Genomic DNA, 24,375 nt, shown 5'->3' with positions numbered 1-24,375 from the left:
GCGTTAGACGACCCCGGGCGCGCGGGTGGCGGCGGTGTTCGCTACGGTTTGAGCGTGGACAGGAAGAAGACTCTGCGCGCCGGCGCGCTCGCCGCCGGGACGGCGCTGATCATGCTGATGTCGTCCCCCGCCGCCTCCGCGCTCAACCGCGACGACGGCGACGACCCGGGCCCCGGGCTGAGCGTTGCGGAGACCCTCGGTCTCTTCGTGCTCACCCCGCTGGTGGCCTTCGCGGTGATCGCCGGCCTGGTGGTCGCGGCGGAGAAGAAGAAGAGCTGACGCGGGCGGGCGTATCCGCCGCGCGCCGGCGCCTGCTCCGTGCCCCGGGGCAGGCGCTTTTGGCGTGCCCGCGCGGGCCGCGGCGGCTGCCGCGCCCGGTGGGCCGGGGCCCGGCGCCTCGGCACCCGGCCCCGGCCGCTGCCGCCCGCCTCAGGCGAATTCCGGCATGTCACCGACCGTGCGGTTGACGTCGATCACGGTGAACGACGCACCCTGCGGGTCCTCAAGGGTCGCCATCCGCCCGAACGGCGAGTCCTGCGGCCCGAACGTCACGCTGCCGCCGCGCCGCCGCGTCGTCTCCACGGCCCGGTCGCAGTCGTTCACCGCGAAGCAGACGCCCACGTGCGGGGGCGTGCCCGCCGGGAAGACGTTGCCGCTCATCTCCGCCCGGCCGATGAGCGGGTCGCCGTCGCCGACGCTCCACACGGCGTAGTCCATGGTGTCGTCCTGCATCTTGCGCACCCGGTAGCCGAAGACCTCGGGGAAGAACTCGTCGGCGTGAGCGGGGTTGTTGGTGTCGACCTCGGCCCAGCAGAAGGTGCCGGGCTCGCCGATCGCGGCGAAGCCCTCGTGGCTGCCGGACTCCCACAGGCCGAACCGGATGCCGTCCGGGTCCTCCGCGATGGCCATCGTGCCGTACGGGCCGACCTCCATCGGGCCCATGAGGACCCGGCCGCCGTGCTCGCCGACGTGCGTGGCGGTGGCGTCGGCGTCGGGCGTGGCGAAGTAGAGCGTCCAGCCCGCGGGGGCCTCCTCCGCTCCCGGCATGGGGGGCGCGAGACCGGCGGCGACGCCGCTCTCCGCCATGGCCTGGGTGTAGTGCCCGGAGGCCTCGCCCCCGTCCTCGAAGGTCCAGCCGAAGACGTCGGCGTAGAAGCTCTTCGCGGCCTCGAGGTCGGGGAAGGTCGCGTCCGCCCAGGTGGGTGCGCCTTCGGGTCGTACGGTCATGATCTGTCGCCTCCTCTGAGGCTGGGGGGTATTGCGCGGATTCGTGCGCACTTCTCACGCTAGCCCCGCGGCGCGCCGCTCGCGCGCGGACGGCTCAGGGGCGCGGTACCTCGTAGAGGAAGCAGCCGTACTCCACCGCCCGCACGTGCACGAACGCGACCTCGGGCGCCGCGAAGGCCGCCGCCAGCGCCCGCACGGTCGCCGCCTCCGCCGCGGCCGGGTCCTCCGGCAGCCGCAGCGCGGCGCCGCCGACGATCCGGCCGCCCGCGTCGTAGCGCCGGAACGCCCGCAGGGCGGCGGTCTCGGCGAACGGACAGCCGCCGCCGGGCACGGGCCCTGCGCACTCCCCGGCGTGCACGAAGACCGGGCCCTGCTCGTCGTACGCCCCGGGATCCACCCCGGCCGCGGCGGCCCAGCGGCGCAGGGGCGCGTACGACACGAGCGCGATCCGCTCCCCGGCCCGGCTCCGCCGCAGACAGCAACGCAGCGGCGCACCACCCTCACCGTCGGTCACCTCCCGGGCGGGGCGCCCGGCGTCGTCGGCTTCGCGGAGCCGTGCGAGGACGGCCGGCGGGATGGGAGCGGGGCGGTAGGCGGCGGGGGCTTCCGATGTCGTCGTCATGCCGTCCAGGCTGCGCGCCGCGGGCCGCGGACGCTGGCGGGAATCCGACGTCAGGTTCGGTGTCGGCGGGCGCTGGCAGAATTGCGTCACGCACCGACCGCGTGACGCAGACCAGGGGAGGAACCGTGTCCGCACCGGACGCCACGTGCCCGGCCTGCGGCGGCCCCGTGCCCGCGCGCACCGGCCGCCGGGGCCGCACCTCCGTCTACTGCTCCGCCGCCTGCCGCCAGCGCGCCTACCGCGAGCGCCGCGCCCCCGGGGCGGCGGGGTCCGTGCGGGAGCTGATATCCGACGTCGCCGAGCGCGCCGGGCGGCTCACCCCGCAGCCGCCGGAGACGTTCTACGCGGACGTGACGGAGCTGTCGTCGTCGGTGGGCCGGCTGCGGCGCATCGCGCGCACGGCCAGGGACGCGGCGGGGACGGCGGAGGACGTCACGCCGGAAAACGTCACGCCGAAGAGCGTGACGGTGGAGAGCGTGACGCCCGGGGAAGCGCCCGAGAACGTCACGCCGCTACCCGTGACGCATGAGGAGCCGGGCTCCGGCGCCCCCGGCGACGCGGACTTCGCCGCCCTGATGGAGGCGTACCGCCGTGAACTGCAGGTCCACTGCTACCGGATGACCGGCTCGTACGACGAGTCGGAGGACCTCGTACAGGAGACGTTCCTCAAGGCGTGGCGCCGCCGCGAGACCTACGAGGGCCGTGCCGCCGTGCGCGCCTGGCTCTACCGCATCGCCACCAACACCTGCCTCGACCACCTCCGCCGCCACTCCCGCACCCCCGCCCGCTACGAGCGGCTGCCCGGCATGGCACACGGCGACGCCGAGCCGCCCGCGCGTATCACCTGGCTCCAGCCCTACCCCGACGAACTGCTGGCCGACGTGCCCGCGGCCGACGCGGGCCCGGAGGCCCAGGCCGTCGCCCGCGAGACCGTCGACCTGGTCTTCCTCGCCGCGCTCCAGCACCTGCCGCCCCGCCAGCGGGCGGCCCTCGTGCTCCGCGACGTCGTCGGCCTGCCCGCCGCGGAGACCGCCGGGCTGCTGGACCTGAGCACGGCCGCCGTCAACAGCGCCCTGCAGCGCGCCCGACCCGCGCTGCGCGCGCACCTGCCCGCGGGGAAGCGCGCGGAGTGGGCGCCCCTCACGCCGCCGACGCCGGAGGAGCTGGCCGCCGTCGACCGGTACCGGGAGGCGGCCGAGCGGCTCGACATGGCGGCGATGGCGGCCCTGCTGACGGAGGACGCGACGCTGACGATGCCGCCGAACCCGTTCTGGTTCGTCGGGCGGCAGACGATCGTGGACTTCGTCTCCCAGTCGCTCGACCCGGCCCTGCCCGGCTTCTTCGGCGACTGGCGGCACGTGCCGGCCCGCGCCAACGGCCGCCCGGCGGTCGCCGGTTACGTGCGCCGGCCGGGCACGACCGTGTACCGGGCGCAGACGCTGGAGGTGCTGAGGGTCGAAGGAGGGCGGATCGCCGAGATCACCACGTTCGAGCCGCATCTGCTGCCGGCCTTCGGGCTGCCGCTGACGCTCTGAGCAGCGGCCTCTTCCCACCGTACGGCAGAGGGCGGGCGCCCCGGCGGCTACGGGTCCGGGCCCGTGTGCCCCGGCATCGTGGACCCGGATCCGGGAACCCCCCCCGCCGCACACACCCCTCACCCCGATGGCGCCGGAGTTCCGCTCGGCGGGGGCATTCGGGCGAACACCGGGGGCCGTGCCGCGGACGCCGGGCGGGGAGCGATGACTGCCGCGGCCCGCGTGCGTCTCAATGGCCGACATCACCCGATGACGACAGCCAGGAGAGACCATGCTGCTGCAGGAGAAGAACGCGATCGTCTACGGCGCCGGCGGCGCCATCGGTGCCGCGGTCGCCCGTACCTTCGCCCGCGAGGGCGCCCGCGTCCACCTCACCGGCCGGCACGCGGCCAACGTCGAACTGGTGGCGAGGGACATCAACGAGTCCGGCGGCACCGCCCACGCGGCCGTCGTGGACGCGCTGGACGAGCACGCGGTGGAGGAGCACGCGGCCCGGGTGGCGGAGGAGGCGGGCTCCCTCGACGTGAGCATCAACCTGATCACCCGCAACGACGTCCAGGGCACCCCGCTGGTCGACCTCTCCGTCTCGGACTACGTCTCCTGCGTCACCCGCGGCCTCACGACCAACTTCGTCACCGCCCGCGCGGCGGGCAGGCGGATGGCGGCGCAGGGCTCGGGCGTCATCCTGGCGCTCAACAGCGGCTCGTCCCACACCAGCCCGATGATGGGCGGCACCTGCCCCGCGGACGCGGCGATCGACACCCTCATCCGCTCCCTCGCCCAGGAACTGGGCCCCAGCGGCGTCCGCGCCGCGGGTCTGTGGGCGGCCGGCGTCCCGGAGACCCTCACCCCGCAGAAGCTCGGCGCGGTCAACCCGGCGATGGCCACCCCGGAAGCCCTCCGCGGCGTACTCGACACCCTCGACGGCCTCCGCATGCTCCCGGCCTCCCCCGGCTCCAGGAGATCGCCGACCTGGCCGCCTTCCTCGCCTCCGACCACGCGGGTGCGGTCACCGGCACCTGGGTGAACGCCACGGCGATGTTCCCGAGCTGACCGCCCCCGGAGACCGGCGGCGACCCCGCCGGTCCCGCTTCGACCGTCACGGCCGACCGGAATCTTCACCTCATTGACGCACAAAGATGACGACAACTGTCTGAAATGCCGCTTTCAGTGCAAAGTATGTAAAAGTTATCTTTTTGATCGAGTGGGAGGTGGCTTGGGATGGCCGACGAGGCGGAAGAGGCGCGGTCCGGGGGCCGTCAGAGCGGTGAGGGCCGGGCGGGCAGCGCCGGCAGGCACGTCGCGCCGGGTGATCGCGGCCGGACCACCATCGCCGACGGCGTGGTGGAGAAGATCGCCGGGCTGGCCGCCAGGGACGTGCCGGGCGTGCATGCCATGGGCGGCGGTATGGCGCGTACGCTCGGCGCCGTCCGCGACCGGGTTCCCGGCGATTCGAGAAGCAGGTCGTCCGTCACCCGCGGCGTGAAGGCCGAGGTCGGCGAGGTCCAGTGCGCCCTCGATCTCGATCTCGTGGTCGATTACGGCTTCGCCATCGCGGATCTGGCCTCGGAGGTCAGGCAGAGCGTCATCGCCGCGGTGGAGCGGATGACGGGCCTGGAAGTCGTCGAGGTCAACATCGCGGTCGACGACGTCAAACTGCCCGACGAAGAGGACGAAGAGGGCGATGGCAGAACGATCAGGTAGTCCGGTCCGCTGCCGGCCCCGGCTCCGAGTGGGGAGCACGCGATGAGCATGGCCGTGGTCGGCATGGCGGCCGGGATGGCGGCGGGTTTCGCCGGGTACTTCGGCGGCTTCGGAGCCTTCATCGTGGTGGTGGTGCTCGGCCTGATCGGGTTCTTCCTCGGGCGGTTCGCCGACGGCGACCTGGAGCTGGGCGACTTCTTCGGAACCCGCGGCGGAAGCGGCGACCGCTTCGACCGGCGAAGGTGAAGGCCCGGTGACGACACCAGAAGCCTCACGTGTGGAGGCCGGAGCCCGGGGCGCGACCCGTGTCGCGGACCGGGTGGTAGCCAAGATCGCCATGCAGGCGGCGCGCGAAGCGCTGCGCGCGAGCAGCCCGGCCGACGGCCCCGTGAGGGCGAACGCGCGCGCCAAGGCATCGGTACACCGCCAGGGCGGGAACGGCCTCGGTCAGGCGCACGTCCAGGTCGACGTCGACCTGGACTACCCCGCACGGATCGGCAGCCAGTGTGCCGAAGTCCGCCGGCACGTGCGCGAACGCGTCGAACACCTGGCGGGCATGTCCGTGCGCCAGGTCGCCGTCAGTGTCGAGCGTCTGCACGGGCCGCAATCGTCTGACGTGGAGCGGGTGCGATGAGCGAGGAGCACTTCCCCGACGGCCGCGCCCGGCGGTTCTGGTCGGCCCGCAGGGTTCCCGCGGGCATCGTCGCACTCGTCGTGCTGGTCGCCTCCGGGTTCCTGCTCTACGACGTGGTATCCGTACGCGCGGGCCGGCCCGGGATGTACTGGCGCCGCTGGCTCGCCCACAAGCTGTCCACCGTCCACCTGGACAACACCTGGGTCCTGGCCAGCAGCGCGGCGATCGCCGCGATCGGACTCTGGCTCCTGGTCATGGCGCTCACTCCCGGACTGCGCCATCTTCTGCCGATGCGGCGACCGTGCGCTGACATCCGCGCCGGCCTCGACCGCTCGGCGGCCGGCCTGATCCTGCGTGACCGTGCCATGGAAGTCCCCGGCGTCCAGTCGGCGAAGCTGTCCGTCGGCCGGCGACGTGCCAAGGCGCGCGCGGTCTCCCACTTCCGCGACCTGGACGACGTACGCAACGAGCTCCGCACCACCCTGGACCAGGAACTGCACCACCTGGGGCTGGCCCGCCGGCCGGCGGTCTCCGTCCGTGCCAGACGAGCGAAGAAGTGAGGTGACATGCGCCAGGCACGCCTGATCGTCAATCGGCTGCTGCTCGGGGCCTGCGGTCTGGTCCTTCTCGGCTTCGGCGGGACTGCGCTGCTGGGCGGGCTGGACCTCCTGCGCCGGTGGCATTTCCCCGACGCCTGGCCCTGGGACCGCCCGCAACAAGTCCTGCTCAGCAACGCCGACCGAACCCGGTGGCGCGATGAGGGATGGTGGTGGCCCGTCGTCATCGCCGCCCTGGCCGTCATCCTCCTGCTCTCTCTCTGGTGGCTGCTGGCCCAGGTGCGCCGGCGTCAGTTGAGCCAGGTGCTGGTGGACACCGAGGGCGGGGAAACGGCCCAGGTCAGGGCCCGCGCCCTGGAAGACGCCCTGTCTGCGGAGGCAGGCTCTTTTCCCGGCGTCGACCGGGCCACCACCCGCCTGGTCGGCCGGCGCACACACCCCCGCACCTGGCTGTCCCTGCGCCTGGCCCCGCACGCCGATCCCGCCGGAACCCTCGTGCGGCTCGCCGACGAGGCGCTGGTCCACGCCCGCGACGCCGTGGGGACGGACCGGCTACCGACGGAGGTCCGGCTTCGGGCAACCTCACACCGTGCGGGCCGCGTCCTGTGAATGCTCCCGTACCCCTGACTGCGGGCCGGCTCCTCGCCCGCCGTGGCCGGGTACGGGTCGTGGCCGGGACGCCCGGCCCCGGCCAGTCCTCCTCCGCTCGATCCGCGGCTCCGTCCGGGAAGGGACCGCCCGCCCGGGTCAGGACGTCGCGGCAGCCGCGTCGGCCTGCTGGGCTCTCAGGGCGCGTTCCACGCCGGCGCGGGATTCCGTCACCATGCGGCGCAGGGCCGGGGACGGCTGGGTCTCCGTGAGCCAGGCGTCCGTGGCGTCCAGGGTGGCCTGGGAGACCTGGAGGGCCGGGTAGAGGCCGACGACGATCTGCTGGGCGATCTCGTGGCTGCGGGAGTCGAAGACGTCCTTCACCGCGTCGAAGTACTTCGCCGTGAACGGGGCCAGCAGTTCGCGCTGGTCGGTCTGGACGAAGCCGGCGATCACCGCCTCCTGCACCGCGTTGGCCAGGTTGCCCTCCTCCACGACCTCCGTCCACGCCCGCGACTTGGCCGCCGCGGTCGGCCGGGCCGCCCGGGCGGAGGCCGCGTGGCGTTCGCCGGCCGCGGTCTTGTCGCGCTCCAGCTCCGCCGCGATGGCGTCCTCCCCGGCCCGTCCGGTGGCGGCCAGGCGGTGCAGCAGGGCCCAGCGCAGCTCGGTGTCGACCTCGAGCCCCTCGATCGTGCGGGAGCCGTCGAGGAGGCCGGCGAGCAGGTCGAGTTGGCCGTCGGTGCGGGCGGTGGCCGCGAGGGCGCGGGCCCAGGCGAGCTGGTGGTCGCCGCCCGGCTCGGCGGCGTGGAGCCGGGTCTCGGCCTCGGCCGACCAGCGGGCCAGGCCGGTCTCGCGCCAGTCGGGGGCGGCGTAGAGGTCGAGGGCCAGCTTCACCTGGCGGTGCAGGGACTGCACCACGCCGATGTCGCTCTCCTTGCGGATGCCGGAGAGGACGAGGTCCAGGTAGTCGCGGGTGGCCAGCTCGCCGTCGCGGGTCATGTCCCAGGCGGACGCCCAGCACAGCGCGCGCGGCAGCGTGGTCTCGAAGTCGCCGAGGTGCCGGGTGACCACGTCCAGGGAGGCGGGGTCGAGCCGGACCTTGGCGTAGGTGAGGTCGTCGTCGTTGAGCAGGACGACCGCGGGGCGGGGGCGGCCCGCCAGTTGCGGCACGTCGGTCAGCTCGCCGTCGATGTCCAGCTCCAGCCGGTCCGTACGGACCAGCCGGCCGTCCTTCAGCTCGTACAGCCCGACGGCGATGCGGTGCGGGCGCAGCACCGGCTCGCCCTTGGCGCCCGCGGGCAGCGCCGGGGCCTCCTGGCGGATGGCGAACGACGTGACCACGCCGTCGGCGCCGGTCTCCAGCTCGGGCCGCAGCACGTTGATCCCGGCGGTCTCCAGCCACGCCTTGGACCAGGCCGCCAGGTCGCGCCCGCTGGTCTCCTCCAGGGCGCCGAGCAGGTCGCTCAGCCGGGTGTTGCCGAAGGCGTGGCGCTTGAAGTACGCCTGCACGCCGCGGAAGAACTCGTCCTCGCCGACGTACGCCACGAGCTGCTTGAGCACCGAGGCGCCCTTGGCGTACGTGATGCCGTCGAAGTTGACCAGCACGTCGTCGAGATCGGTGATCTCGGCCATGATCGGGTGGGTGGAGGGCAACTGGTCCTGGCGGTACGCCCACGTCTTCATCTGGTTCGCGAACGACGTCCACGCGTGCGGCCAGCGCGAGCCGGGCGCCTGGGCGAGGCAGGCGGTGGAGGAGTAGGTGGCGAACGACTCGTTCAGCCAGAGGTCGTTCCACCACTCCATGGTCACCAGGTCGCCGAACCACATGTGGGCCAGCTCGTGCAGGATCGTGTCGGCCCGCATCTCGTACGCCGCGTCGGTGACCTTGGAGCGGAACACGTACTGGTCGCGGAAGGTGACCGCGCCCGCGTTCTCCATCGCGCCCGCGTTGAACTCCGGGACGAAGAGCTGGTCGTACTTCTCGAACGGGTACGGGTAGTCGAACCGCTTCTGGAACCAGTCGAAGCCCTGCCGGGTGACGTCGAAGATCGCCTCCGCGTCCAGGAACTCGGCGAGCGAGGGCCGGCAGTACACGCCCAGCGGCACCGTCCGCCCGTCGCCCTCCCAGGTGCCGTGCACCGACGTGTAGGGGCCGGCGATGAGCGCGGTGATGTACGTCGACATCCGCGGCGTGGGCGTGAAGCGCCACACCCCGGCCACCGGCTCCGGGGACGGCGAGTTGGAGATGACCTGCCAGCCCTCCGGCGCGGTCACCGTGAAGGCGAACGTCGCCTTCAGGTCCGGCTGCTCGAAGTTGGCGAACACCCGGCGCGCGTCCGGCACCTCGAACTGCGTGTACAGGTACGTCTCGCCGTCCACCGGGTCGACGAAGCGGTGCAGACCTTCACCCGTATTGGTGTACGCGCAGTCGGCGACGACCCGCAGCTCGTTCTCCCCCGCGCGCAGCCCCCGCAGGGCGATCCGGGAGTCGGCGAAGACCTCGGCGGCATCCAGCGCGGTGCCGTTCAGCACCACCTCGTGCACCTCGGGCGCGATGAGGTCCGCGAAGGTCTCCGCGCCCTCCTCGGCGGCCGAGAACCGCACCGTCGTCACCGACCGGAAGGTGCCCCCCTCCGCGGCCTCCTTGGCGCCGGAGATGTCGAGATCGATCTCGTACGCGTCCACCTTCAGCAGGCGCGCGCGCTCCTGCGCCTCTTCCCGGGTCAGATTCGTGCCAGGCACCTGGGCTACTCCTTACCCCTACGACTGACCGCAATCCTCGCACGCCGGCCCCCCGCGCGAAGCGGCCTGTGGATGACGGCGGCACCCCCGCCCGTACGGCCCGTGCCGGCCTGTGGAAAACCCGGCCGGACGGAGGCGCGCCCCCGGCTCAGGACCGTGCTTCGGCCGCCACCAGCTCCGCGATCTGCACCGCGTTCAGCGCCGCGCCCTTGCGCAGGTTGTCGCCGGAGAGGAAGAGCGCCAGCCCGTTCTCCGCGGTCTCGTCCCGGCGGATGCGCCCGACGTACGACACGTCCCGCCCGGCCGCGCCCAGCGGCGTCGGCACGTCCGCGAGCGCGACGCCCTCCGCCCCGGCCAGCACCTCGGCGGCCCGCGCGGGGCTCAGCGGCTCCGCGAAGCGGGCGTTGACCTGGAGCGAGTGGCCGGTGAAGACGGGGACGCGGACGCAGGTGCCGGAGACCTTCAGCTCCGGGATCTCCAGGATCTTGCGCGACTCGTGCCGCAGCTTCTGCTCCTCGTCCGTCTCGTCGAGCCCGTCGTCGACGAGGGAGCCGGCCATCGGCAGCACGTTGTACGCGATCGGGGCCACGTACTTCGCCGGCTCGGGGAAGGCGACCGCCGCGCCGTCCCGCGTCAGCTTCGGCGCGTCCTCGCCGGCGGCGCGGACCTGCTCGTACAGCTCGTCCACGCCGGCCAGGCCGGAGCCGGAGACCGCCTGGTAGGTGGCGACGACCATGGAGACCAGGCCCGCCTCGCGGTGCAGCGGCTTGAGCACCGGCATCGCGGCCATCGTGGTGCAGTTCGGGTTGGCGATGATGCCCTTGGGGCGGTCGGCCACCGCGTGCGGGTTGACCTCGGAGACCACCAGCGGCACCGCGGGGTCGCGGCGCCACGCGGAGGAGTTGTCGATCACGACGGGGCCCTGTGCGGCGACCTTCTCGGCGAGGGCCCTGGAGGTGGCGCCCCCGGCGGAGAAGAGCACGATGTCGAGCCCGGAGTAGTCGGCGGTGCCGGCGTCCTCCACCGTGACCGTACCCCCCGGAGCGTCCCGCCACGGCAGCGTGCGCCCCGCGGACCGGGCCGACGCGAACAGGCGAAGCTGGTCGGCCGGGAAGGCCCGCTCGGCGAGGATGTCGCGCATCACTCCGCCGACCTGGCCGGTGGCTCCGACGATTCCGATCTTCATGGCTCTCCGTTCACGGGTGCGGGTCCGCCCACCATGATGCCGGGCGCCGGGCGGCTGGCTCCAGTCGTTTCCCCTGCCCAGCCGCCCGCCGCAGGTGCGCTCGCGCGTGGGACTGAGACGCACGCCACAGGGGCGGGACACCGGCTGGTCCGGCGTCCCGCCCCCGCGGGTGGTCGTCAGAGCGTACGGGCGGCGCCCACGGCGTACGCCGGGCGTGCTACGGCACCACCGTGCCGATCCGCACGCTGCCCGCGCCCGCCACCGTGCCGCGGGCGTTCCGCAACTGCACCTCGCCGAAGAACTCGCGCCCCTCGGGCCCGGGCGCCGCGACCGTGACCTCGGCACCGACCTCGGCGCTCGCGCCGCTGTCCAGCTCCACCGGCTCGTCGGCGACGCTCACCTCGCCCAGCGCCGGGGAGAAGTACACGTCGCGGTAGTCGTACGCCGTCGTGCCCGCCGGCACGTCGTAGGCGTAGACCTCCACCGTGTACGTCCCGGGCTCCGGGTCGGTGAGGGTGACGCCCTCCTCCGAGTCGGCGTCCGCGGACTGCGCGACCGGCTCGCCGTCGCGGTAGACCGTCAGGTCCAGGTCCGCGTTGGCGTCCGAGGTGGCGCCGATCACCGCGTCGAACCGGGTGACGCCCTCGCCGACCTCGACCGTCGTGGTGTTCGTGTCACCGTCGGCGATCTCGGGCCGGGTCGCCAGACCGGAGCCGAGCGGGCCGCCGGCGAGCTTGCCGGCCACCGGGGCGAACCCGTTGGTCACCGTCCACTCCACCGGGCTCGGGGTGCCGACCTTCGCCTCGTCGATCGTCTGCACCTCGGGGTCGAAGGCCGCGCCGAGCACGGCCGCGTCGACCGTGAAGGGGTTGTCCAGCTCCGGCGAGGTGCGCCGCGACTCGACCTCGATCTCCCAGACGCCCGGCATCGGGTTGTCGTAGGAGCGCAGGTCGGGGCGGCAGGTGTTGGCCGGGTTGTCGTAGTTGTTGTAGCAGAACGGCGTCGACGTCTCGTCGGCCGGGATGCCCCAGGGGTCGATCGCGATCCAGCGGGTCTGGCTCTTGCCCTTGAGCCCGCTCATCGCCACCTCCAGGGTCTTCGCGCCCTCGGGGACCTTCACGAAGTACGAGCGCGTGGAGTTGCGCTGCACCTCGTTCGAGACCTGGTGGCCGTACGCCGGCGCCGCCAGCTCCTGCGAGGTGACGACGGTGGTCAGCACCCGGTGGTCGATGCCCTCGGTGCGCTTGCCGTCGACCAGCAGGGCCGCGCTGTGCAGCCCCGCCGAGCGCGGCTTGGCCTGCACCTTCACGGTCACGGGCTGGCCGCGGCGCAGCGTGACGTCGTCGTCGCCGAGCAGCTTGAACGTGCCGTCGTTGCCCTGCCACTCCAGCTCGTGCGGCGTGCCGCCGGCCGGGCCGGAGGTACGGGTGAGGGTGATCTCGTACGTCTCGGACCCGCCGCGCGCCGGGCCGCTCTCGCGGTCGTAGACGCCGGTGCCCACGCCGGGCGTGGCGAGGAAGCCGTCGAGGACGGTGTCGACGGGCGCCTCGACCTTGTACTCGTACGCCGTGGCGCCGTCCTCCAGGGACTCCCAGGCGTCGACGACGTCGACCAGGCCCGCGCCCTCCGCGTACGTCTGCACGCCGGGGATGTGGTCGGCGGTGGACGTCAGCGCGGTGCGCAGGGCGTTCGGCGTGACGTCGATGCCCTCCCGCTCGGCGGCGGACAGCAGCAGCGCCGCGGCGCCCGCGGTCTGCGGCGAGGACATCGAGGTGCCCTGGAGCATGCCGTAGCCGGGCGGCAGTGCGTACCCGGCCTCGGCGACCGGCGAGCCGGGCTGCCAGGTCGGGATGGTGTTGACCGACGCGCCGGGGGCGGTGATCGTCGGGGTGGCGCCGCCGTCCTCGCGCGGGCCGCGGGAGGAGAACGGCATCATCGCGTACGCCGTCTTCACCTGGCTGCCGTAGTTGGCGGCCCAGGTCTCGCGGGACACGGCCGCGCCGACGCTGATGACCTTGTCGGCCAGGCCGGGGTCGCCGATGGTGTTGGCGCCGGGGCCGTCGTTGCCCGCGGAGATGACGAGCTGCACGCCGTAGGTGTCGATGAGCCGGTTGTAGAGCGCGGCGCGGGCGTTGTTGCCGTCGTTGAGCGGCGGCAGGCCGCCGATGGACATGTTGACGACGTCGACGCCGCGGTTGGCGACCAGGTCGATCATGCCCTCGGTGAGCGCGACCGCGGTGCAGCCGCCGCTCCAGGTGCAGGCCCGGGAGGAGACGAGCTTGGCTCCGGGCGCGGCGCCGTTCATCCTGCCGCCGAAGAGGCCGTTCGCCGCGGTGATGCCGGCGACGTGGGTGCCGTGCGCGCCCTCGACGACGCCGATGTTGACGAAGTCCTCCTTCTTGCCGATCCAGTCCCCGCCGTACGGGTCCATCGGCACGTCCTTGCGGATCTCCACGACGAACGGGATCGCCTCGGCGATCGCCGTGCCCGGGTCGTCGGCGCCGAAGTACCGGAACTCGTGGTCCTCGCCGTACGGCGCCATCGGCTTGTCGTTCGTGAAGTCGCCGTCGTCGCCGAGGTCGACGCGCACGGTCCCGGCCGCCGCGTCGTACAGCAGCGCCCAGGAGTCGGTGGTGTCGCCGTCGCGGTTCAGGTCGCCCTGCATCTCGCCGCCGAGCGTGGCGTTCTCGCTGAAGAGGCTGATGGAGTAGTCGCCGCGCGGGGCGGTGTACTCGCGGTCGTTGAACGTGAAGGCGGGGCCCGAGACGTCGGTGACCATCGGGCGCCAGGTGCGGTCGCCGTCGACGATCGGGTCGGTGGCCGTCACCCAGTCGGTGATCTTGCGCTCGCCGGTGGTGGTCTTGCGCAGCGCGGGGTGGGCGAGGTCGACGCCGGAGTCGAGGATGCCGATGGTGACGCCGCGGCCGTCGGCCTTCGGGTGCTTCTCGACGAAGTCGACGGCGCCGGTCTCGTGGGCCGGCTGGTACGGGTTCTCGGCCGGGGTCGAGCGGCCGGGGGCCGGGTAGGCGCCCTGCGCGCCGCTGCCCTTGCCACCCTTGTCGCCTTCGGCCCGGTCGGCTTCGGGCCGCGGATCGGGCAGCTCGATCTCCTCGTTCAGATCGATGCCCTGGACCGCGGCGAGCTTCGCGGCGCCGGCGATGGCGGCGTCGGCGCGGCCGGTGGGCACGGTCGCGCGGACGTAGCCGAGTCTGTCGTGCGTACGGCCGACGGAGGCGCCGCGTACGGCGCGGAAGGTGTCGGCGACCTCGGCGGCCTGCCCGGGCTCGACGGCGACCAGCAGCGTGACGTTCTTGTCGCCCGCGGCCTTCGCCTCGGCGAGCAGTTCGGCGTCCTTCGCGCCGAGCTTGTCCGCCGCGGCCTTGGGCCGGTCGGGCTCCGGTGCGCCCTCCGCGGCCTGGGTGGCCGCCGAGCCGGTCGCGGTGAGCGCGGCGGCCAGCCCGGCCGCGAGGGCTATTCGGGCGGCGGCGCGCGGCCGTCCGCCCCCCGGTATGCGTCCGGGCGTGCGTCTGGGAGAGATCGTCATCTCTTGTTCAACCCCCACCTGTGTGGAAACCGGCATCCGGTGCCGGCTGTCCGCATATTTATCAGCAAGGAACGCGTGCGCGGGGGGAGTTGAGAGTGGCGGATTGCGGCGTTGGCGCATAGCCGCCAGGAGGGTGCGCGCGGCGCTTTCCCGCCGCGATGAACCCACGGTGACCGTCGCCACTCGAACGGGCGAGGATCGCGTGTCCATTGCGCGGTGTTTTCAACCGGTGAAGGTATTTGTGGGCTACCCGGCCGCCGTCGTTCCGGTTGCGTTAAGTAGCAGGTCACCCGGCGTGCCAAGGCTCCGAGTGTACGGGTGACCCACCCGCGCCGAAGCCTCCCGCTCATCCCCCCAGGAGCGCTGATGCACCGCGAACGCACGTCCACCATGCCTCCGGGCCCCCGCCGGCGCGCCGTCCTCCTGGGCGCCGCCGGGGCCGCGGGTGCGGCCGCCGGACTCGGTCTCGCCCTCGGCCCCGGCCAGCCGCGGGCGACCGCGCGGTCCGCCGGGCCGCCGGCGCTGGCCTCGCGGGGCGGCGCCCGGGGGCTGGCGCCCGGCGCGCCGCCCGCGCCGTCGTCGGCGGGCACCACGATCCGTACGACGGCCACCGCCGCCGGGTCCGGCGGCTACCGGAACCTCACGGAGGGCGCGGGCTGGCCCCGGGTCGTACGCGCGGAACTCGGCGCCGCGGGCGCGCGGCGCGAGGAGAAGCGGACCCCGCTCGCCGCCTTCGTCCAGCTCACCGACCTGCACATCGTGGACGTACAGACGCCGCTGCGCTCGGAGTACTTCCGCGAGCACCAGGGCGACGGCTGGCGCCCGCAGGAGGCGCTGAGCGTGCCGGGCGCGATCGCGCTCATCGAGCGCGTCAACTCGCTGACCGCCGGGCCCGCCACCGGGCTCGCGCTCGGCTGTGCGGTCACCACCGGCGACAACACGGACAACAACAACGGCCTGGAACTGGAGTGGTACCTCACCGCGATGAGCGGCGGCCGGATCGTGCCCAACAGCGGTGACCCCCGGTCCTACGAGGGCGTCCAGAACAGCGGCGTCGACCGCTACTGGCACCCGGAGAGCCGGCTGCGCGACGCCGACAAGGCGCTCGGCTTCCCGCGCGTCGACGGCTTCCTCGACGCGGCGATCCGGGAGGTCGCAAGCCCCGGGCTGCACCTGCCGTGGTACTCCACCGTCGGCAACCACGACCTGCTGCCCGGCGGCTGCTACGCGGCCCGCCAGCCGTACTTCACCGAGTACGCGACCGGCGACCGGAAGCTGATGACCCTGCCGGAGTCGATCGCCGGGCCGCTCTTCGACGCCCTGCGCGCGGGCACCGACCCGCGGGGCGAGGCGTTCGCCGAGATGCTGCGCACGCAGCGGCACCTGATGCGTACGGTCACGGCGGACGAGCGGCGGGCGCCCTTCACGTCACAGGAGTACGTGGCCGCGCACCTCCAGGAGCGCTTCACCGGGGCGGGGCCCGTGGGCCACGGCTACACGGAGGCCCACCGCGCCTCCGGCGAGCTGTACTACGACTTCGCCCTCGGCGAGGCGGGACCGGGCGTCGTCGGCATCAGCCTGGACACCACCGACCAGGGCGGCGACTACCGCGGCTCGCTGGGCACGGCGCAGTTGCGCTGGCTGGAGCGGAAGCTGGCGGAGCACGCGCACGCGTACGTCGTCGTCTTCAGCCACCACACCAGCAAGTCGATGAACAACACGACACCCGACCCCTTCCGGCCGGACGACAAGCGGCACACGGGCGGGGAACTGCTCGGGCTGCTGCTGGCCCACCGCAACGTGGTCGCGTGGGTGAACGGGCACAGCCACCGCAACGAGATCACCCCGCACGGCGACGCCGAGGGCGGGCTGTGGGAGATCACCACCGCCTCCCACGTGGACTTCCCCCAACTGGCCCGGGTGGTGGAGCTGGCGGACAACGGCGACGGGACGCTGTCGCTCTTCACGACGCTGATCGAGTCGGCGGCCCCGTACCGCGCGGACGGCGGCGAACTGAGCCAGGCGGGCCTGGCGTCCCTCTACCGCGAGCTGGCCCTGAACGCCCCCCACTCCCCGCGCCGCCGCGCCCTGTCGGGCCTGGAGACGGACCGCAACACCGAACTGCTGCAGACCCGCTGACCCCGTGCGCCATACCCGTGAAAAGACATCGGGGCTACTCCCGTTCCGTACGTTGCCCGCGTCGTCGGCGGTGACAACGACGACGCCCCGATATCCCTTCCCACCGGTGACGACGGCGGTGCGGCGCTCAGCGCGGCAGGACCACCACGTGCGTGGCGTGGTCCCGTTCCGCCGAGGCGATCATCGCGGCCCGTACCACCTCCGCCTGCTGCTCCGGCGCCTCGCGCAGCGCCCGCGGGGTGACGTGGACGACCGTGATGCCCAGGCGCTCCAGCGTCTCCCGCTTCCTCGCGTACTGGGACCACAGCGCCTCCTCGTCGTGGGAGGTGCGGCGCGGGGTACGGGCGTCGATCTCCACGGCGACCGCGTGGTCCGGCCAGTAGGCGTCGACGCCGCCGAGGTGGGGGCCGCCGGGCAGGCGGAGGTCGACGTTCCAGAGCGGGTCGGGCAGGGCGTGGGCGTCGACCATGGCGTACAGGCGGCCCTCGGCCAGCGCGCGGCCCTCCGCGATCAGGGTGTCGACCGCGTCGATCACGTGCGCCCGGCCCAGCAGCCGGGCCCGGCTCAGCTCGCGTACCACCGCCGCCGCCTCGCAGTGCCCGCCGCGCACCGCCTCCGTCAGCAGCCGGTGCACGTCGGCGGCGTCGGTGAGGACCGCGACCGTGTCGGCGAGGGCGCGCGGGACCGGGGCGACGGGCAGGCCCGTGATGCGGTCGGGGCGCGGGAGCGTGTGGGCGCGGACGAGGCGGACGGAGCCGGTGGAGCGGAGCCGGCGGGTGCGGGGGAGGAGGACGTCGATCCGGGCGAGGGCGAGCAGCGGCGGGGCGGCGGTGAAGCCGTGCAGCGCGAGCGCCGCGAGGCCGGTGATCATCGCGTCGCCGTACGGCGCCGGTGCGGCGTCCCGCGCCGGGGCGGAGGCGGTCCTGCCGCGGGTCTGGGCGGGTACGGTGGCGCGGCCCGGCGGCCGGCCGGCGTAGAGCAGGGCCGCGTGCAGCCGCTCCGCCGGCGTCGGTGGCCCCGCGTGCAGCAGGTAGACGCCGGGCAGGAGTTGCTGCCACGGGCCGCCGGGGCGGCAGCGCTGCGCGGCGTCGGCGGCGGCGATGCCGTGCTCGCGCAGTTGCCGGGCGGTCATGACCTGGTCGCGGGCGCCGGCGGCCTCGCGGAGCGGGCGCGGGCTGAGCGGTGCGGGGGAGGCTGAGTTCGCATTCATGGCCGCTGGATTCCCGGCGCCCCACCCTCCCCTAACCGCTGTTACAGGGCCGTCGAAGAATACGGACAAGCCGGGGCCAATGACCACACGTTCGACTGTCGAGCAGAGGTGCCGCCGGCCCGTACGGGCCGCGCCCCCGGCGGCTCACTCCTGCCCGTCGCGCTCCTGCGCGCGCAGCGCGCGCGCCAGGTCGTCGCGCGCCTCCCACACCAGCCGCCGCAGCGCCGGCGGCGCCGTGCCGTCGGTCTCCCGCAGCCAGGTGTCCGTCGCGTCCAGCGTCCCCCGGTGGGCCTGCAGCGCCGGGTAGAGGCCCCGTACGACCGCCATGGCGCTCTCGATCGTCCGCTCCCGCCAGATCCGCTCGATCGCCTCGAAGTACCGCGGCGCGTACGGCGCGAGGAGGTCCCGCTGCCCCGGCCGGGTGAAGCCGGAGATGGTCGCCTCGACCATCGCGTTGGACAGCTCGTCGGAGTCCACGACGGCGGTCCACGCCGCCTCCTTCACCCGCGCGTCGGGCCGGGCGGCCAGGCAGCGCACCTGGTGGCGCTTGCCGGACGCGGTGTCGTCGCGGGCCAGTTCGGCGTCGACGGCCGCCGCGTCGGCGGCGCCGTGGGCGACGAGCGGCAGCAGCACCTCCCAGCGCAGCTCCTGGTCGACGTCCAGCCCGTCGATCTTCGCCTGGCCGTCGAGGAGGCCGCGGAGCAGTTGCAGGTCCTGCTCCGTACCGGCGACGGAGGCGAAGAAGCGCGCCCACGCCAACTGGTGGTCGCTGCCGGGCGGCGCGAGCCGCAGCTCGCCCAGCGCGCCCTCGGCGAGGGCCTCTTCCGCCGCGGCGCGGTGCCCGGGGGCGGCGTAGTGGTCGACGGTGTAGTGCGCCTGCTGGTGCAGCCCCTGGAGCACGCCGATGTCGGTCTCGCGGCCGGCGAAGCGCAGCACGAGGTCGAGGTAGTCCCGGGCGGGCATGAGGCCGTCGCGGGTGAGGTCCCACGCGGTGGCCCAGAGCAGGGCGCGGGCGAGGGGGTCGGAGACGTCGTCGAGCCGCTCGCGCACGGTGTCGAGCGAGTCCTCGTCGAAGCGGGCCTTGCAGAAGGTGAGGTCGTCGTCGTTGACGAGGATCAGCTCGGGGCGCGGCTGTCCGGCCAGCTCCGCGACGACCGCGTGCCCGTCGGTGACGTCGGCCTCGGCGCGCGCGTAGCGCACCAGCTCGCCGGAGGCGTCCGCCTGCCCGTAGAGACCGACGGCCACCCGGTGCGGCCGCGGGGCCGGGGCGGCGGCGCCCGGGCCGGTCTCGGGGCTCTCGCGCAGGATCGCCAGCTCGGTGATCCGCTCGTTCGCGTCGTACGTCACCTGCGGCGTGAGGGTGTCGACGCCCGCGGTCTGCAGCCACGGCCCGGCCCACGCCGACATGTCCCGGCCCGACGTCTCCTCCAGCGCGGCCAGCAGGTCGGCGAGGCGGGTGTTGCGGAAGGCGTGCCGCTTGAAGTAGCGGCGGGCGCCCTCCATGAAGGCGTCCCGGCCGACGTACGCGACGAGCTGCTTGAGCACCGCGGCGCCCTTGGCGTACGTGATGCCGTCGAAGTTGAGCTTGGCCGCCTCCAGGTCGTGGATGTCGGCCGTGATCGGGTGGGTCGTCGGCAGTTGGTCGGCCCGGTACGCCCACGCCTTGCGGCGGTTGGCGAAGGTGATCCAGCTCCCGGTGAACCGGGTGGCCTCGGCGAGCGCCAGCGCGCCCATGTAGTCGGCGAACGACTCCTTGAGCCAGAGGTCGTCCCACCACTCCATGGTCACCAGGTCGCCGAACCACATGTGCGCCATCTCGTGGAGCACGACGTTCGCCCGGCGCTCGTACGCCGCGTCGGTGACCTTGCCGCGGAAGACGAACTCCTCGCGGAAGGTGACGAGACCGGGGTTCTCCATCGCGCCGATGTTGTACTCCGGCACGAACGCCTGGTCGTACTTGCCCCAGGGATAGGGGTAGTCGAAGTGGTCGTGGAAGAAGTCCAGGCCCTGCTTGGTGACGGTGAAGACGTCGTCCGCGTCGAAGTGCCGGGCGAGGGACCTGCGGCAGAGCGCGCCGAGCGGCACGACCAGCTCCCGGCCGTCGTCGAACGTGCGCGTGTAGCGGTCCTCCAGGTGGGCGTACGGTCCGGCGAGGACGGCCGTGATGTACGTGGAGATCGGCTTGGTCGGCTCGAACCGCCAGGTCGCCGATGCGTCCTGGTGCCGCTCCACGGGGCCCGCGAGCGCGCCGCCGGAGAGCACCGTCCAGTGCGCGGGTGCCGTGACGGTGAAGGTGAACGGGGCCTTGAGGTCGGGCTGTTCGAAGGTGGCGAAGACCCGGCGGGCGTCGGCCGGCTCGTACTGCGTGTAGAGGTAGACCTCGCCGTCCTCCGGGTCGACGAAGCGGTGCATGCCCTCGCCGGTGCGGCTGAACGCGCAGCGCGCGTCGACCACGACCTCGTTCTCCGCCGCCAGGTCCTCCAGCGTGATCCGCGACCCGTCGAAGACCGCGCCCGGGTCGAGGTCCCGCCCGTTGAGGCTCACCGCGGTCACGTCCGGCGCGATGAGGTCGAGGAAGGTCGCCGCGCCCGGCTGGGCGCAGCGGAACCGCACGGTGGTCACCGACCGGAAGGGCCCGGGCGCGGGGGCCACCGCCGTGCGCAGGTCGAGCTCGACCTCGTACGCCTCGACCTCCAGCAGCCGTGCGCGCTCCCGGGCCTCCTCGCGGGTCAGGTTCTCACCGGGCACGGGGTGACTCCTTCGTCTCGCAGGTCCGATGGCGAAATCATGTCATGCGGGTACCCCGCCGGCGGTGCTGACGTACCAGGCCCACGAGGGAGAGCGCCGCGGTCAGACCCGCCGTGGTGAGGAGCTGGGTGCGCGAGTCCGGCTCGCGCAGCATGAGCACCAGGATCCCGCCCATGGCGGCGAGCGCCGCCCAGGTCAGGTACGGGTACGCCCACATCCGTACCGTCAGCAGCTCCGGCGCCTCGCGCTCCAGCCGGCGGCGGGTGCGCAACTGGGCGACGGCGGTGAACGCCCAGACCACGAGGATCGCGGCGCCGACCATGTTCAGCAGCCACTGGAAGAGCGTGTCGGGCCAGCGGTAGCTGAGCAGCACGGCGGCGAAGCCGAAGGAGCAGGTGGCGACAACCGCGCGGCGCGGCACGCGGTGGGTCAGCCGGCCGAGGAAGCGCGGGCCCTGGCCGCGGGCGACCAGGGAGTACGCCATGCGCGAGGCGCCGTAGATGTTGGCGTTCATCGCGGAGAGGAGCGCCACCAGCACGACGACGTTCATCACCTGGCCCGCGGCCGGGATGCCGAGGTGGTCGAGCGCGGCGGCGTACGGACCCGACTTCACCGCCGGGTCGTCCCACGGGATCAGCGCGACGACGACCAGCATCGAGCCGACGTAGAAGATCGCGATCCGGTACATGGCGGTACGCACCGCGCGGGCGACGCCGCGCCGCGGGTGCTCCGACTCGGCGGCCGCGATGGTCACGTTCTCCAGCCCGCCGTACGCGAAGACGGAGGCGAGCAGGCCGACGAGCAGCCCCTCGGAGCCGTTGGGCAGGAAGCCGTCGCCGTCGCCGGTGAGGTTCGCGGTGCCGGGCGAGTCCGTGCCCGGGAGCAGGCCGAGCACGGCGAGGAGGCCGAGGGCGAGGAAGGCGGTGATCGCCGCGACCTTCAGCCCGGCGAACCAGAACTCGGCCTCGCCGAAGTTGCCGACGGCCGCCAGGTTCGTGACGCAGAAGACGGCCATGAACAGCAGGACCCACATCCACGACTCGGTGCCCGGCAGCCAGCCCGTGACGATCTGCGAGGCGCCGATCGCCTCCGCGGCGATGGCGACGCCCAGCAGCGTCCAGTACATCCAGCCGGAGGTGAGCCCGGCCCACGGGCCCAGCGCCCGCTCGGCGTGCACGGAGAAGGAGCCGGAGGCGGGGTGGGCGGCGGACATCTCGCCGAGCATCCGCATCACGAGCATGACGAGCAGCCCGGAGACGGCGTACGCGAGGACGATGCCGGGGCCCGCGGCGGCGATGCCGGCGCCGGAGCCGACGAAAAGGCCCGCGCCGATGACGCCGCCGAGCGCGATCATCGTCAGGTGGCGCTGCTTGAGGCCGGTGCCGAGGGCGGACGGCACCGCGGGTGCCCCCGCGGCCGGTGCGGCGGCGTCGGCGGTGGCCGGTGCGGGGATGCCTGCGGGGTCTGCGGGGGCGCCCGCGGGGGCGCCGGCGGTGCCGTCGGGGTGGGGGGATGCGCTCATGCTGGTGTCCTGGGGGGTAGTGCGTGGGGACGATTCAGTCTGCGGCATCGCGCCGGGCGTGCGCCGCGGCCGGCGAGCCGGCGTTGGAGGGGTTCCACAGCGGGAGTCGGGCGTACGGCCGGGCAGTTGGCCCGGCGCGAAACCCGGTCACCGTGTGGCGTATCTCACGTGACCTGCTCGGATGCCGGAATCGCAGTCCCCGGGCCGGTAGCCGCGGGGGTGCGGGGGAGTGACAGGTATGTGCGGCGGGGATTGGCACCTTTCCACGGTGATCGGCCCGAGGCCGTCGGCTAGCGTACGCAGCGTCCCCGTACCCCGTGACGGACCCGCGAACCGAGACCGGAGAACCCGATGAGCACTGCCGCCGTCTCCTCCCCGCACCGCGCGCGCCCCGGCGCCGTACTCGCCGACGTGCTGCCCGCCTCGACCGCGGCCCGCGCCCGGCTGCGCGACATCGCGCTCGTCGCCGGCGGCGCGGCGCTCACCGGCGCCGCCGCGCAGTTGTCGGTGCCCGTGCCGGGCTCGCCGGTGCCGGTCACCGGGCAGACCTTCGCCGCGCTGCTCGTCGGCGCCTCGCTGGGCACCGGGCGGGCGTTCCTCTCGCTCCTGCTCTACGCGGTCGCGGGCATGGCGGGGATGCCGTGGTTCGCGGAGGGCTCCTCGGGCTGGGGCATGCCCTCGTTCGGCTACGTCCTCGGGATGCTCCTCGCCGCCGCGGCCGTCGGCGCGCTGGCCCGCCGCGGCGGCGACCGCGACGTGTGGCGCACGGCCGGGACGATGGTCCTCGGCAGTCTCGTCATCTACGCCGTGGGCGTGCCCTACCTGGCGCTCTCGCTCGACGTCTCCCTGGGCGAGGCGGTCTCCCTCGGCCTCACCCCGTACCTCCTCGGCGACGCCCTGAAGGCCGCCCTCGCGATGGGCGCGCTCCCCGCCGCCTGGCACATCGCCGGGCGTGCGCACCGGGGCTGACCCGGGGCCCGTAGACTCCGGGCCATGCGCGTGTACCTCGGCAGCGACCATGCCGGCTACGAACTCAAGGAACACCTCCTCGTCTGGCTCCGGGAGCACGGGCACGAGCCCGTCGACTGCGGCCCGCTGATCTACGACGCCGCCGACGACTACCCGCCGTTCTGCCTGCGCGCCGCCGAGCGCACCGCCGCCGACCCCGGCAGCCTCGGGGTCGTCATCGGCGGCTCGGGCAACGGCGAGCAGATCGCCGCCAACAAGGTCGCGGGCGTGCGCTCGGCGCTGGCGTGGAGCGAGGAGACGGCCCGGCTGGCGCGCGAGCACAACGACGCCAACGTCGTGAGCGTCGGCGCCCGGATGCACACCCGCGACGAGGCCACGAGCTTCGTCGAGGTCTTCCTCGCCACCCCGTACGCCGGCGAGGAGCGCCACCAGCGGCGCATCGACATGCTCAGCGCGTACGAGCAGAGCGGCAAGCTCCCCGACGTGCCGGCGCACCACCCGCAGCCGTAGCGGCGGCCACGAGCAGGACGGGCGGGAGAGGACAGGACCGAGAGGGGGCGTATGCCCGAGGGCCACACCATCCACCGGCTGTCCGTCGAGTACGGCGTGCGCTTCGGCGGCCGGGCGGTCCGCGCGGCCAGCCCGCAGGGCAAGTTCGCCGACGGCGCCGCGCTCATCGACGGCTGCCGGCTCACCGGCACCGACGCCCACGGCAAGCACCTCTTCCTCGGCTTCGGACCCGTCGGCCACCTCCACGTCCACCTCGGGATCTACGGCAAGGTCGGCTTCGGCGACGGCCCCGCGCCGCCGCCCGTCGGCGCCGTCCGGCTGCGGCTGGCCACCGGCGCCGGCTACGCGGACCTGCGCGGCCCCTCGGCGTGCGAGCTGGTCACCGAGGAGGAGAAGGACGCCGTGCACGCCCGGCTCGGCGACGACCCGCTGCGCGCGGGCGACGACGGCGAGGCGGCGTGGGCGCGGATCTCGCGCAGCCGCGCGCCGGTCGCCACGCTCCTCATGGACCAGCGGGTGATCTCCGGCGTCGGCAACATCTACCGCACCGAGGTCCTCTTCCGGCACGGCATCGACCCCTACCGCGCGGGCCGCGACCTCGGCCGCGCCGCCTGGGAGGCGGTCTGGGCGGACCTCGCGGCGCTGATGCGCGAGGGCGTGCGCACCGGGCGCATCGACACCGTACGGCCGGAGCATCTGCCCGAGGCGATGGGCCGCCCGCCGCGCGTCGACGAGCACGGCGGCGAGGTGTACGTCTACCGCCGCGCGGGCCGCCCGTGCCACCTCTGCGGCACCGACGTACGCACCGCCACGCTCGCCGCGCGCAACCTCTTCTGGTGCCCCGGATGCCAGCCCACGTGACCCTCGTCCCAACTGCGTTCGCGCAGGCCCTCCTTCGTTCAAAACTCCGTGAATTCGCATACGATTCCGGCAGTGCC

Annotated in this window: 19 protein-coding genes and 1 pseudogene; 12 read left to right on the top strand and 8 right to left on the bottom strand. The window is 73.8% G+C overall.

The window, feature by feature from the left end:
• The first annotated feature begins 54 nt into the window (after positions 1-54).
• Positions 55-279, top strand: a complete 225-nt coding sequence (locus DMB38_RS09865) for a hypothetical protein (protein ID WP_018834246.1) — start codon at positions 55-57, stop codon at positions 277-279.
• A 150-nt stretch (positions 280-429) separates the two neighbouring features.
• Here the strand turns inward: DMB38_RS09865 and DMB38_RS09860 are convergent, their stop codons facing one another.
• The gene (locus DMB38_RS09860) at positions 430-1,227 is read right to left on the bottom strand and encodes a VOC family protein (RefSeq protein WP_047015818.1); all 798 of its coding nucleotides are present in this window, start codon (positions 1,225-1,227) and stop codon (positions 430-432) included.
• Positions 1,228-1,321: 94 nt separating this feature from the next.
• The gene (locus DMB38_RS09855) at positions 1,322-1,849 is read right to left on the bottom strand and encodes a DUF1203 domain-containing protein (protein WP_125934849.1); all 528 of its coding nucleotides are present in this window, start codon (positions 1,847-1,849) and stop codon (positions 1,322-1,324) included.
• A gap of 125 nt (positions 1,850-1,974) precedes the next feature.
• Between DMB38_RS09855 and DMB38_RS09850 the strand changes: the two genes are divergently transcribed.
• The 7 genes and pseudogenes from DMB38_RS09850 (at position 1,975) to amaP (ending at position 6,888) form a co-directional block, all read left to right on the top strand.
• The gene (locus tag DMB38_RS09850) at positions 1,975-3,384 is read left to right on the top strand and encodes an RNA polymerase subunit sigma-70 (protein ID WP_125934848.1); all 1,410 of its coding nucleotides are present in this window, start codon (positions 1,975-1,977) and stop codon (positions 3,382-3,384) included.
• A 271-nt stretch (positions 3,385-3,655) separates the two neighbouring features.
• A pseudogene (locus tag DMB38_RS09845) lies at positions 3,656-4,437 on the top strand (SDR family oxidoreductase).
• Between the two features lie 168 nt (positions 4,438-4,605).
• On the top strand, positions 4,606-5,088 hold the full coding sequence (locus tag DMB38_RS09840; protein ID WP_125934847.1) for an Asp23/Gls24 family envelope stress response protein: 483 nt from the start codon (positions 4,606-4,608) through the stop codon (positions 5,086-5,088).
• Positions 5,089-5,130: 42 nt separating this feature from the next.
• On the top strand, positions 5,131-5,334 hold the full coding sequence (locus tag DMB38_RS09835; RefSeq protein WP_125934846.1) for a hypothetical protein: 204 nt from the start codon (positions 5,131-5,133) through the stop codon (positions 5,332-5,334).
• A 7-nt stretch (positions 5,335-5,341) separates the two neighbouring features.
• On the top strand, positions 5,342-5,722 hold the full coding sequence (locus DMB38_RS09830; RefSeq protein ID WP_125934845.1) for an Asp23/Gls24 family envelope stress response protein: 381 nt from the start codon (positions 5,342-5,344) through the stop codon (positions 5,720-5,722).
• Positions 5,719-6,282 (top strand): DUF6286 domain-containing protein, encoded by a 564-nt coding sequence (locus DMB38_RS09825; protein WP_125934844.1) that lies wholly within the window; start codon positions 5,719-5,721, stop codon positions 6,280-6,282. The genes DMB38_RS09830 and DMB38_RS09825 overlap by 4 nt, the downstream gene beginning before the upstream one ends.
• Positions 6,283-6,288: 6 nt before the next feature.
• Complete coding sequence (gene amaP / locus DMB38_RS09820; RefSeq protein ID WP_125934843.1) at positions 6,289-6,888, top strand: alkaline shock response membrane anchor protein AmaP; 600 nt, start codon at positions 6,289-6,291, stop codon at positions 6,886-6,888.
• A 138-nt stretch (positions 6,889-7,026) separates the two neighbouring features.
• Here amaP and pepN (DMB38_RS09815) read toward each other — a convergent pair whose 3' ends face one another.
• The 3 genes from pepN (DMB38_RS09815) to DMB38_RS09805 form a co-directional block, all read right to left on the bottom strand.
• A complete protein-coding gene (gene pepN / locus DMB38_RS09815) occupies positions 7,027-9,609 on the bottom strand; it encodes an aminopeptidase N (RefSeq protein WP_125934842.1) in 2,583 nt (860 codons plus the stop codon).
• A 148-nt stretch (positions 9,610-9,757) separates the two neighbouring features.
• Positions 9,758-10,795 carry an aspartate-semialdehyde dehydrogenase gene (locus DMB38_RS09810; protein ID WP_125934841.1) on the bottom strand — a complete coding sequence of 346 codons (1,038 nt, stop codon included), beginning with the start codon at positions 10,793-10,795 and terminating at the stop codon, positions 9,758-9,760.
• Positions 10,796-11,012: 217 nt separating this feature from the next.
• Entirely contained in the window at positions 11,013-14,339 is a 3,327-nt protein-coding gene (locus DMB38_RS09805; protein WP_125934840.1) for a S8 family serine peptidase, read from the bottom strand.
• A gap of 366 nt (positions 14,340-14,705) precedes the next feature.
• Between DMB38_RS09805 and DMB38_RS09800 the strand changes: the two genes are divergently transcribed.
• Positions 14,706-16,478, top strand: a complete 1,773-nt coding sequence (locus DMB38_RS09800) for a TIGR03767 family metallophosphoesterase (RefSeq protein ID WP_125934839.1) — start codon at positions 14,706-14,708, stop codon at positions 16,476-16,478.
• Between the two features lie 127 nt (positions 16,479-16,605).
• Here DMB38_RS09800 and DMB38_RS09795 read toward each other — a convergent pair whose 3' ends face one another.
• The 3 genes from DMB38_RS09795 to DMB38_RS09785 form a co-directional block, all read right to left on the bottom strand.
• Positions 16,606-17,688: a hypothetical protein gene (locus DMB38_RS09795; protein ID WP_125934838.1), complete on the bottom strand. Its 1,083-nt coding sequence runs from the start codon at positions 17,686-17,688 to the stop codon at positions 16,606-16,608.
• Between the two features lie 144 nt (positions 17,689-17,832).
• Entirely contained in the window at positions 17,833-20,436 is a 2,604-nt protein-coding gene (gene pepN, locus DMB38_RS09790) for an aminopeptidase N (protein ID WP_125934837.1), read from the bottom strand.
• Between the two features lie 37 nt (positions 20,437-20,473).
• The gene (locus DMB38_RS09785) at positions 20,474-21,958 is read right to left on the bottom strand and encodes an amino acid permease (RefSeq protein WP_125934836.1); all 1,485 of its coding nucleotides are present in this window, start codon (positions 21,956-21,958) and stop codon (positions 20,474-20,476) included.
• A 351-nt stretch (positions 21,959-22,309) separates the two neighbouring features.
• Here DMB38_RS09785 and DMB38_RS09780 point away from each other — a divergent pair, with 351 nt between their 5' ends.
• Genes DMB38_RS09780 through DMB38_RS09770 form a run of 3 tightly spaced genes read left to right on the top strand, consistent with a single transcriptional unit; the run spans position 22,310 to position 24,298 of the window.
• Positions 22,310-22,927, top strand: a complete 618-nt coding sequence (locus tag DMB38_RS09780; protein ID WP_125934835.1) for a biotin transporter BioY — start codon at positions 22,310-22,312, stop codon at positions 22,925-22,927.
• Between the two features lie 24 nt (positions 22,928-22,951).
• Positions 22,952-23,437 carry a ribose-5-phosphate isomerase gene (locus DMB38_RS09775; protein WP_125934834.1) on the top strand — a complete coding sequence of 162 codons (486 nt, stop codon included), beginning with the start codon at positions 22,952-22,954 and terminating at the stop codon, positions 23,435-23,437.
• Positions 23,438-23,488: 51 nt separating this feature from the next.
• A complete protein-coding gene (locus tag DMB38_RS09770; protein WP_125934833.1) occupies positions 23,489-24,298 on the top strand; it encodes a DNA-formamidopyrimidine glycosylase family protein in 810 nt (269 codons plus the stop codon).
• Positions 24,299-24,375 lie beyond the last annotated feature (77 nt).

The sequence above is a fragment of the Streptomyces sp. WAC 06738 genome (genome assembly GCF_003945505.1).
GTDB lineage: Bacteria > Actinomycetota > Actinomycetes > Streptomycetales > Streptomycetaceae > Streptomyces.
The sequence above is the reverse complement of the archived record's forward strand: the minus strand, read 5'-3'. Positions and strand labels throughout refer to the sequence as shown.